The sequence below is a fragment of the Amycolatopsis thailandensis genome (assembly GCF_002234405.1).
Taxonomy (GTDB): domain Bacteria; phylum Actinomycetota; class Actinomycetes; order Mycobacteriales; family Pseudonocardiaceae; genus Amycolatopsis; species Amycolatopsis thailandensis.
Genome location: NZ_NMQT01000024.1, coordinates 76,642 through 86,777, shown reverse-complemented (window position 1 = coordinate 86,777; position 10,136 = coordinate 76,642). Strand labels below are relative to the sequence as shown.

The 10,136-nt window shown below is 67.8% G+C and carries 10 protein-coding genes; 4 read left to right on the top strand and 6 right to left on the bottom strand.

Going from position 1 to position 10,136, the window contains the following annotated elements; genetic code table 11:
• Positions 1–212: 212 nt before the first annotated feature.
• Complete coding sequence (locus CFP71_RS08000) at positions 213–812, bottom strand: TetR/AcrR family transcriptional regulator C-terminal domain-containing protein (RefSeq protein ID WP_093933187.1); 600 nt, start codon at positions 810–812, stop codon at positions 213–215.
• Between the two features lie 58 nt (positions 813–870).
• Between CFP71_RS08000 and CFP71_RS07995 the strand changes: the two genes are divergently transcribed.
• Entirely contained in the window at positions 871–1,326 is a 456-nt protein-coding gene (locus CFP71_RS07995; protein ID WP_093933186.1) for a hypothetical protein, read from the top strand.
• Here CFP71_RS07995 and CFP71_RS07990 read toward each other — a convergent pair.
• Together CFP71_RS07990 and CFP71_RS07985 are read right to left on the bottom strand one after the other, a co-directional pair.
• Entirely contained in the window at positions 1,295–2,557 is a 1,263-nt protein-coding gene (locus CFP71_RS07990) for an ABC transporter substrate-binding protein (RefSeq protein WP_093933185.1), read from the bottom strand. The two genes, CFP71_RS07995 and CFP71_RS07990, sit on opposite strands and share 32 nt — an antisense overlap.
• A gap of 100 nt (positions 2,558–2,657) precedes the next feature.
• Entirely contained in the window at positions 2,658–4,295 is a 1,638-nt protein-coding gene (locus CFP71_RS07985) for a long-chain fatty acid--CoA ligase (RefSeq protein WP_093933184.1), read from the bottom strand.
• A gap of 450 nt (positions 4,296–4,745) precedes the next feature.
• Between CFP71_RS07985 and mihF the strand changes: the two genes are divergently transcribed.
• Together mihF and CFP71_RS07975 are read left to right on the top strand one after the other, a co-directional pair.
• Entirely contained in the window at positions 4,746–5,057 is a 312-nt protein-coding gene (gene mihF, locus CFP71_RS07980; protein ID WP_005155963.1) for an integration host factor, actinobacterial type, read from the top strand.
• Between the two features lie 107 nt (positions 5,058–5,164).
• Positions 5,165–6,313 carry an isochorismate synthase gene (locus CFP71_RS07975; protein ID WP_093933183.1) on the top strand — a complete coding sequence of 383 codons (1,149 nt, stop codon included), beginning with the start codon at positions 5,165–5,167 and terminating at the stop codon, positions 6,311–6,313.
• A 69-nt stretch (positions 6,314–6,382) separates the two neighbouring features.
• On the opposite strand, the gene CFP71_RS07970 is transcribed toward CFP71_RS07975, so the two are convergent.
• Together CFP71_RS07970 and CFP71_RS07965 are read right to left on the bottom strand one after the other, a co-directional pair.
• A complete protein-coding gene (locus tag CFP71_RS07970) occupies positions 6,383–7,072 on the bottom strand; it encodes a 4'-phosphopantetheinyl transferase family protein (RefSeq protein WP_093933182.1) in 690 nt (229 codons plus the stop codon).
• Positions 7,069–8,409, bottom strand: coding sequence for a cation:dicarboxylate symporter family transporter (locus CFP71_RS07965; RefSeq protein ID WP_093933181.1), 1,341 nt, complete (start codon positions 8,407–8,409; stop codon positions 7,069–7,071). The genes CFP71_RS07970 and CFP71_RS07965 overlap by 4 nt, the downstream gene beginning before the upstream one ends.
• A 126-nt stretch (positions 8,410–8,535) precedes the next feature.
• On the opposite strand from CFP71_RS07965, the gene CFP71_RS07960 reads away from it, so the two are divergent.
• Positions 8,536–9,720 carry an acyl-CoA dehydrogenase family protein gene (locus CFP71_RS07960; protein WP_093933180.1) on the top strand — a complete coding sequence of 395 codons (1,185 nt, stop codon included), beginning with the start codon at positions 8,536–8,538 and terminating at the stop codon, positions 9,718–9,720.
• Positions 9,721–9,800: 80 nt separating this feature from the next.
• Here CFP71_RS07960 and CFP71_RS07955 read toward each other — a convergent pair whose 3' ends face one another.
• Positions 9,801–10,130 carry a hypothetical protein gene (locus CFP71_RS07955; RefSeq protein ID WP_093933179.1) on the bottom strand — a complete coding sequence of 110 codons (330 nt, stop codon included), beginning with the start codon at positions 10,128–10,130 and terminating at the stop codon, positions 9,801–9,803.
• Positions 10,131–10,136: the final 6 nt, after the last annotated feature.

The following is a 10,136-nucleotide window of genomic DNA, read 5'->3' as shown; positions in this document are numbered from 1 at the left end:
CGGTTCCGGGCGGTCACCGCCGCTCCTGCCCACTTGAGCCGCCGTGAAGGCCTCCTTCACTACCTTCAGGGTAGGCAAGGAGGCCTTCACGGACCGGACTCGCGCTCCGCCACAGCCGGAACCCAGCAGATACCTAAGACACGGTCGGCTCTAACCCGAATCGCCACTCACGACCAACCTGACCGACCCGGTCCCGGCGCCCTCGCTCGCCACTAGAGCCGGGCTTCGAGTCCGTCCAGGATCACGTCGACGCCCAGTTCGAACAGGTCTTCGCCGCTCTGCGCCGCGAAAGCCGGGCCGAGCCTGCTCACGTGGGGATACGCCGCGAGCCGCGCCAGGAATCCCTCGTCCGGCTTCCGCGCGGGGAGGGTCTCCACCGAAGCGAGCACGTGTGCCGTGAGCAGTCGCGAGATCCCCGCGGTGTCCTCCTCGGAGAACCCCGCCTCCAGCAGGATCCGCGCGGTCGTTTCGATGTGGCCGAGCCGGTGCGGCCCGGTCGGTGGCCGTTCGCGGAGCAGGGCGGCCGCGTCGCGGTGACTCAGCAGGAGGGCGCGGAACTGACGGAGCCCGCTCGCGAGCTGTTCGCGCCACGGCAGTTCGCGGTCGATCTCGAACGCGTCGGCGCAGATCGCTTCGGCGACGAGGTCCAGCAGTTCCGCCTTGTCCTTCACATGCCAGTACAGCGTCGGCGAGCTGACGCCGAGCTTCGCCGCCAGGCGCCGGGTGCTCAGCTCCGCGAGACCGGTTTCGTCGAGCAGTTCGACGGCGGCTTCGGTGATCTTGGCGAGGTCCAGCGAGCCTTTGCGTGCCACCCGAGGACTCTATCAGTGATAGATTTGTCTCTATCACTGATAGAGAACGGGGGAAGTGATGCTCTGGACACCGAAAATCCGCCTGGTCACGGTGCTGTGCTCGATCGTCTTCGTGCTCGGGACGGCGTTGCAGAATTACGTGATCATCGACCTGGACCTGATCGAGGCGAGCATGCGGCTCAAGGGCGCGGACACCGCCGAGGCGCCCACCTACCTCAGCGCGTTGCGGCTGGTGGGGAACGTCTTCATCGCCGGAAACGCGCTCGGGCTGCTGGTCTGGTTCCGGTGGCGTTGGCTGTTCTGGCCGGTGCTCGCCTTCAACGTCGGTCAGGCGTTCGGCGTGTTCGTCGTGCCGTTCGAGGTGCACCGCGCCGCGATCGGCGAACACGGGTGGCCGGGCGTGCTTCCGTCACTGGTCACCGACGGCGGCGCGGTGATCCTGTCGATCGTGCTGATCCTCGCGTACGTCCGCTCGCGGCGGCTCACGCGGACAGGCGACCCAGTTCGGCTTTGACGGCCTCGACAGCCTTCTTCGTCTCGGTGGCCGGGTCGGCGCCGTCGCGGGCGATGCGGCCCAGCGCGTCGACGAGTGCGGCGTTCGCCGACGGTGTCCACAGTGGACCGGCGGCGCGGCCGTTCTCCTTGACCAGCTTCGCGGCGTCTCCCGCCGCGTCGACCTTGTCGAGCACGCTCAGCCGCGCGGGCAGGTGGAAACCGAACCTGGTGGCGAACTCCTGCTGGAAATCGGTGCGCTCCAGCCAGAGCCATTTGACGAAGTCCTTGGCGGCGTTGGGGTTCAGGCTCTTGGCGTGCACCATCGCGCTCATGCCGCTGACCGGGACGGACGGCGCGCCCGACGCGTCGAGCCGGGGGAAGGCCAGGACGCCGAAGTCGTCTTTCACGGTGTCCTGGATCTTCGGCAGGTTCCACAGCCAGGTCCACTGCATGGCCACGAGCCCGTCGATGAACGGGATCGGGTCCGGCCAGTCCGTCGAAGCGCCCAGCAGCAGCGAACCGTTGAGCTCGTGGAGTTTCGCGAACGTCGTGGCGGCCCGCGGATCGTCGAAACCGACGGATTTGCCGTCCTTGACGTAGTCCAGCCCGGCCGACCACAGCAGCGGTCCGGCCAGCGCCGCCGCGCCCGCGTCGTTGCCGGCGAACAGCCCTTTGACGCCGTCCTTGGACAGTTTCTTCGCCGCTTCGACGAGTTCGTCGAGCGTCTGCGGCGGCTGTACCTTCGCCTCTTGGAGGAAACTCTTGCGGTAGAAGAGAACCTGGGTGTCGAGTGCCTGCGGAACGCCGTAGAGCTTGCCGTCGACGGTCTGCGCCGCGAGCACCGAGGCGTTGAAGTCGCCGCGCACTGGCCCGACGACGTCGTCGAGCGGGACTAGCTGGCCCTGCCGGACGCGGTCGACGGTGACCTGGCCTTCGAAGACGTCCGGGACCGGGCCCGCCGTCAGCGCCGCGTTCAGTTTCGCCTCGTAGTCGTCGGGATTCCACTGCACCGCGACCTTGGACTTCTGGTACGCGGCCGCGTAGCGCGTGACGGCTTCCTGGACACCGGCTTCGGGATACGGGTGGTACCACTGCGCGAGGTCCACCGGTTTCGGCTTCGGCCTGGTCACGCCGGCGGAGTACGCCGTCGAAGGCGGCGGGGTTCCTGTTTGGACACTGTTCGACCCGCAGGCTGAAAGCGCCGCGGTCCCCGCCATGGCCAGGAACGCGCGCCTGCTTGTCTTACGCACCAACAAAACCCTTCGCCGAACGCCGTGAAGGCCACCTTCAGGGACCAGCGTCCCTCAAGATGGCCTTCACGCAACGGCAGGCGCGCGGGAGATTAACCCGTTAGAGCTGACTGATGTCGAGTTTGCCCTCGGAGTGGAACGCCCGCAGCCGCTTCTTGTCGAACTTGCCGACGCTGGTCTTCGGGACCTCGTCCACAAAGGTCCAGTTCTCCGGAAGCTGCCACTTCGCGACCTTGTCGGACAGGAACTCGCGCAGTTCCTCGGCCGTGACGCTCTGGCCCTCCCGGAGCACGACGGCGACCAGCGGGCGCTCGTCCCACTTCTCGTCGGGGATGCCGACCACGGCCGCCTCGGCCACCGCGGGATGGGCCATCACCTGGTTCTCCAGGTCCACCGAGGAGATCCACTCGCCGCCGGACTTGATGACGTCCTTCGCGCGGTCGGTCAGCGTGAGATAGCCGTCCGGGCTGATCTTGCCGACGTCGCCGGTGCGCAGCCAGCCGTCGTGGAACTTCTCCGGATCGGGCTCGTCCCCGCTCGTGCCGCTGTAGTACGACGCCGCGATCCACGGCCCCTGCACTTCGAGCTCGCCGACGCTTTCGTTGTCCCACGGCAGTTCCTCGCCGTTGTCGCCGATCAGCCGGGCGCTGACCGACGCCGGGAACCGGCCCTGGGTGTAGCGGTACTCCCACGCCTTCTCACCGGTCGCGGCGGCGGGCGGGCGCGCGACGCTGCCCAGCGGCGATGTCTCGGTCATGCCCCAGGCGTGCAGGATCGGCACGTCGTAGCGGTCTTCGAAAGCGTGCATGAGCGACGGCGGCGCGGCCGAACCGCCGACGACGACCTCGCGCAGATGCGAGATGTCCTGCGGGTTCGCGTCGAGGTGGGAGAGCAGGCCCTGCCAGATCGTCGGGACGGCGCCGGCGAAGGTCGGCTTCTCGGCGTCGAGCATTTGGGCGATGGGGGCGGGCTGGAGGAAGCGGTCCGGCATCAGCAGCGAGGCGCCGACCATCAGCGCCGCGTACGGCATGCCCCAGGCCATCGCGTGGAACATCGGGACGATCGCGAGCGCCTTGTCGTGCTGGGCCAGCCGCATGCTGTCGGTCATCGTGACCTGCATGGAGTGCAGCCAGATCGACCGGTGGGAGTACGCGACGCCCTTGGGGTCACCCGTGGTGCCCGAGGTGTAACACATCGCGGCGGCCGAACGCTCGTCCACCTCGGGCCAGTCGAAGGTGTCCGGCTGACCGGCCAGCAGTTCGTCGTAGGAGTGCACCTGGACGCCGTCGGGCGCGGGGAGGGCCGACGCGTCGCCGTTGGCCACGATGACGTGACGCACGGTCTTCAGTTCGGGCAGCTGCTTGGCCAGCAGCGGGATCAGCGTGCCGTCGACGATGACGACCTGGTCCTCGGCGTGGTTGGCGACGAAGACCAGCTGCTCCGGGAACAGCCGGATGTTGAGCGTGTGCAGCACCGCGCCCATCGCGGGGATGGCCAGGTACGCGGCCATGTGCTCGGCGTTGTTCCACATGAACGTGCCGACGCGCTGGTCGCCGGTGATGCCGAGGCTCCGGAGGGCGTTCGCCAGGCGAGCGGCGTGTTTGCCGAGCTCACCGTAGGTTTCGCGGCGGGCTTCTGAACCGGTCCAGGTGATGACTTCGCTCTCGGAGTGCACCTTGGTGCCGTGGCGGAGCAGCCTGCCCAGTGACAGCTGCCCGTCCTGCATCGTGCTCAACATCGCGTACTCCCGTGGTGCTCGTTCTCCGGTGAACTGGGGTTGGGCCGACTCTAATGCGGGTCGGGTGAACTGGTCAGTAACGTCGCAGGCAACCGTTCGGTCACAGTGTCGCGCTAACGGGTGTTCGCCGGTTCGGGTCAAGATCATCAATAATTCGTATTTTTCCTACCATGAAACGAAAAATGGCTAACAGCGCGAAGTCTTCGCATCGCTCATAAGGGTGATGAACGCCATCGAATCGCCGCCCGATGGGCGTGTTTCCGCAGGCTGGGGCGGGTTGCCCGTGGCGTGGTCGAGGGGTAATAAGTGCGTGTCGGTTTCACGGCCGAGGAACGGGTGGCGTTTACTGGAGCCGTGGTACAGAGACGGCTGGCCAGCGCTTGCTCTTGCAAGCATGGTTAAAGGCCGTCGGCCGCGAAAGCGGAGACCTGAGATGAAAGGACTACTACGTTGGCTCTGCCCACGTTGACTCCGGAGCAGCGCGCCGATGCCCTCGCCAAGGCGGCTGAGGCTCGCAAAGCGCGCTCCGAGCTGCTTGCGTCGATCAAGTCCGGCAAGGAGAGCATCGACAAGGTGCTCAAGCAGGCCAAGGAGAACAAGACCATCGGCAAGACGAAGGTCACGCAGCTGCTGAAGGCCGTGCCCGGCCTGGGCGCGGTCAAGGTCGCCGCCCTGCTGGAGCAGGCCGGGATCGACCCCGACCGGCGTGCCGCCGGCCTGGGCGAGCGGCAGCGCGAGGCCCTCCTCGAGGCGCTGAAGTAAACCTTCCGCCCAGGTCACGGGCTGTCCGGGGGAAAGTGTTGCCTGAGAGGCTGTTGCCCGGGCAACACTTTCCCCTGGTCTCAGCCGGAGCCTGGGACGCTGGTGAGGTGACGACCAGTACCGCACCGGCGACCCCGGCAGACCTGGCCGCCCGCTACGAGCGGGGCGACTTCCTCCTGGCCACGGCGCGGCACGCGCTCCTCGCGAGCGGGGCCGCGGCCACCGCGACCGACACCGATCCGGCGCGGCTGTCCCAGGCACTGCCTGGACTGTTCACCGGCTCGGGCGCTCCGATCGCGGTCGGAGTCCTGCCCTTCGACACCAGCGACGGCACCTCGACGCCGGGTCACCTGGTCCTGCCCCGCACGGTGCACCGCGCGTCTTCCGACCGCGGGGCCGGTCCGTCGCGCACCACGCTTCCGCAGCCGGTCAAGGTCACTTCCGTGCCCGAACCGGAGGCGCATCTCGCCGCCGTCCGCGCGGCCGTCTCGGCGCTGAGCGACCGGGACCTGCGCAAAGTCGTGCTGGCCCGTGCCCTCGATCTCGATTTCGCCGAGGCCGTCCCGGTCGCGGACGTCGTCCGGAACCTGGCGAACGGGAACCCCCGGCACACCACCTACGCCGCGCAGCTGCCCGGCGGTCGCACGCTGGTCGGTGCCACCCCCGAACTCCTGCTGTCCCGCACCGGCGGCTCCGTGCTGTCCCGGCCGCACGCCGGGTCGATGCCCCGGTCGGCGGACCCGGCGATCGACAAGGCCAATGGTGAGGCACTCCTGGCGTCCGAAAAGGACCACGTCGAACACGCCGTGGTGGTGGAGTCCGTCGTCGAGATCCTGCGGCCGTTCTGCCGGACCCTCGACGTCCGCGGCCCCGAGCTGGTCTCGACGCCGGCGATCTGGCACCTTTCGACCACCGTCACCGGCGAGCTGATCGACCAGGACGTCACCGCGCTCGACCTCGCCGCCGCGCTGCACCCGACCCCCGCGATCTGCGGCACGCCGACCGATGCCGCGCGCTCCCTGGTCCAGGAGCTGGAGCCGTTCGACCGCGAGTACTACGCGGGCGCCGTCGGCTGGGTCGACGCGGCCGGGGATGGCGAATGGGCCGTCGGGATCCGGTGCGCGGAGGTCGCCGAGACCTCCATGCGGCTGTACGCCGGTGGCGGCATCGTGCCCGCGTCCGACCCGCGGACCGAGCTGGACGAGACGTCGGCGAAGTTCCGCACCCTGCTGGCCGCGATGGGCCTGGAGATCTAGCGCGTTTCGTCCTCTGGATGCGGTACTTGCACGCGCAACTACCGCATCCAGAGGACTAATTGCGTGGGGTCAGAGGGGTGCGAAGTCTTCGGTGACCGAGATGTCGTCCGAGGTGATCAGCGCGACGGCGGCCCGGTAGCCCTCGGTCGCCTTCAGGTCCGCGAGCCGGGTCCGCGCCGGGTCGAGCGCCGCGTGGCTCGACCGGACCAGCCGCGCCTCCTCGTCGTACCCGGAGAACGTGATGCTCTGAAGCGGGATCTTCAGGCCCTTCCCGGTGGCCTTCATGACGGCTTCCTTGCGCGTCCAGTACGTGAAGAACGCCGTCGCGCGCTGCTCGTCGGACAGGCCGGAGATCGCGGCCTGCTCCGTCGGGGTCAGCGCGTACTCCATGAGCGAGTCCTCGGCCCGCCTGGTGGCCGTCTCGACGTCGAGGCCGACCGCGGTCCCCGCGGTGGCGGCGACGCCGATGAGGTCGCCGGAATGCGAGATCGACAGCATCAGCGGCGCGTCCGGGATCCGGGGGCGGCCGTGCGGTTTGCCGCAGTCTTCGCAGGTCGCGTCGAATTTCACGGCCTCGACGGCGAGACCGAGCCGCTCGGCGGCGACGGTCTTCGCCAGCACCCGCCCGGTCAGGAACCGGCGTTTGTCGATGTCCTGACGGTAGGTGTCGTACCGGCCTTGTTCGAGCTCGTCGAGCAAGGCCAGGAACCGGGGTTCAGCGGGCAGGGGCTCCGACCAGCGGACCGCGCATTCGATCACCCCTCCTTTTTACCGGACTCCGCACTGGCATCACTCGAGTTTTCATCGAGCAATGTCGCCTCGTCGAACGGTGACTCGCCGTTCAGCGTCCGGTCCAGCTGCTCCCGGTCGATCTCGTTGGTCCAAGTGCCGATCAGCACGGTCGCGACGGCGTTGCCCGCGAAGTTCGTCAGCGCGCGGGCCTCGGACATGAACCGGTCGATGCCGACGATGAACCCGACGCCGTCCACCAGCTCCGGCCGGTGCGAGGACAGGCCGCCCGCCAGCGTCGCGAGCCCCGCGCCGGTGACCCCGGCGGCGCCCTTCGACGCGATGATCATGAACACCAGCAACGAGATCTGCTCGCCGATGGTCAGCGGTTTGTCGAGCGCGTCCGCGATGAAGATGGACGCCATCGTCAGGTAGATCGCGGTGCCGTCGAGGTTGAACGAGTACCCGGTGGGCACCGTGATGCCGACGACGGGTTTGGAGACGCCCGCGTGCTCCATCTTCGCGATCAGCCGCGGCAGCGCCGACTCCGAGGACGACGTCGACAGGATCAGCAGGAACTCGCGGCCGAGGTAGCGCAGCAGCTTGAAGATGTTGACCCTGGCGAACACGCCGATGATCAGCCCGAGCACCACGAACACGAACAGCCCGCAGGTGATGTAGAAGCCGAGCATGATCACCGCGAGACTCTGCAGCGCCTTCCAGCCGGTCTCGCCGACGACGGCGGCGATCGCGCCGAACGCGCCGACCGGGGCCGCCCACATGATCATCGCGAGGATCCGGAACACGAGCCGCTGGATGTGCTCGATGCCGCGGCGGATCGGCTCGCCCTTCGTGCCCAGCTTCTGCAGCGCGAACCCGGCGAGCAGCGCGACCAGCAGCGTCTGCAGCACCTCGCCCTCGGTGAACGCCGAGACCAGCGTCTTCGGGATGATCCCGAGCAGGAACTCGACGGTGCCCTCGCTCTTGGCGATCTGGTCCTGGCCCTTTTCGGCGATCTCCGGGGTCAGGTGCAACCCGGTGCCGGGCTGGAGGATGTTGCCGACGACCAGGCCGATGACCAGCGCGACCGTCGACATCACCAGGAAGTAGCCGATGGCGAGCCCGCCGACGCGGCCGACCTTCGCGGCCTTCGCCACCGAGCCGACGCCGAGCGCGATGGTGCAGAAGATGATCGGCGAGATCATCATCTTGATCAGGTTCACGAACCCGGTCCCGAGCGGCTTCAGTTCCTTGCCGACCTCGGGGAACAGGATGCCGACCGCGATGCCGAGACCGACGGCCGCGATGACGGCGATGTAGAGGTAATGGGTCCGGTCCCGCTTCGCCGCGGGTGCCTGCGTGCTCATGGGTGCCCTTCGACAAGACGGGGACAGGTTGCGAAAACTTATGACAGTTTCTCGGCGAACGACAACCGAAGCGGTACGCTGAACTAAGCGAGCGCTTAGTCAATGCCGAACAGGAGCGGGCTGACCATGGATTTCTCTCTCAGCGTCGAGGAACGCGAGGTGCGCGACTGGGTCCGCACGTTCGTCCAGCGGGACCTGATGCCGCGCGAGCAGGAGGTGCTGCGCCGCGAACGCGCCGGTCAGCCGGGTCTCACCGGTGAAGAGCTGCGCGAACTCCAGCTCAAGGCCAAGGACTCCGGCTTCTGGGGCGTGCAGACGCCGGAGGAGTACGGCGGCATGGGCCTCTCCGCGGTGATGACCGCGCTGCTGGAGGCCGAGCTCGGCCGCACGTTCGTGCCGTTCCGCTTCGGCGGCGCCGCGGACAACATCCTTTATTACGCCAACGACGAGCAGAAGGAGCGCTACCTGCTCCCGACGATCTCGGGCGAACGCAAATCGTGCTTCGCGATCACCGAACCCGGGGCCGGCTCGGACGCCAAGGCCATCCGGACCTCCGCCCGCAAGGACGGCACCGACTGGGTGATCAACGGCGAGAAGACCTTCATCACCGGCGGCAACGAGGCCGACTTCGTGATGGTGTTCGCGATCACCGACCCGGCAGCGTTGAATTCTCGGGGGCAAGCGAACGGCGGCGTCACCTGCTTCCTCGTCGACCGTGACGCGGGCTGGAAGTCCGAATACATCGACACGATGGGCGAATGGGGTCCGGCGGCGCTGGTCTTCGAAGACGTCCGCGTGCCCGAGACGCAGATCCTCGGCGAACTCGGCCACGGTTTCGACCTGGCCATGCAATGGATCGGCGCGGGCCGCTACCTGCTGCCCGCCCGCGCGATCGGCTCGTGCGAAAGGCTGATCTCGATGGCCATCGAGCACGCCAACACGCGGGAGACGTTCGGGCAGAAGATCGCCGAGCGCCAGGCCATCCAGTGGATGATCGCGGACTCCGGCACCGAGCTGGAGGCGCTGCGCTGGCTGGTGCTGCACGCCGCCTGGCAGGTCGACCAGAAGCTGGACTCACGGCACGCGCAGTCGATGGCGAAGCTGTACGGCGGCGTGAAGGCGAACGAGATCGTCGACCGTGTCCTGCAGATCCACGGCGGAATGGGCTACACGCGGGAACTGCCGGTCGAGCGGTGGTACCGCGAACTGCGGCTGCTGCGGATCTACGAGGGCACCGACGAGATCCAGCGCCGGACCATCGCGCGCAACCTGCTCAAGGGGCACGTCAAGGTCGGCGGCACCCTGGGCTGACCCGCCTGAGGAGCCCAAGTGCAATGAAGGGGCCTTTCATCGCAAATTTCGCGATGAAAGGCCCCTTCATTGCGTCGGCTCTAGTCGTCGTCCTTCTGGTTCCGCATCGCGATCGGGACCCCGGCCAGGTCCTCCTCGTTGCAGAGAAGCTTCACGTCGTAGTAGGGCGAACCCTTGCGGTCGTCATAGTCGAGATGGACGGCCAGCACATCGACCGGTTCCCCGAGCCACTCCTGAGCCTGGCGTAGCCATGTCGCGCACCGTTCGAGGGCCGTGGGCAGGTCGTCGTCGCGGAAGCCCACCGGGCGGTAGGGGACGTCCTGCACCTGATCACGGGGGTTCGAAGGCACCGGCAACGCCGGCGAGAGACCCGAGTCGTCCAGTTCGAGTTGGATCGTTTGCTCAGTCACCCTTCG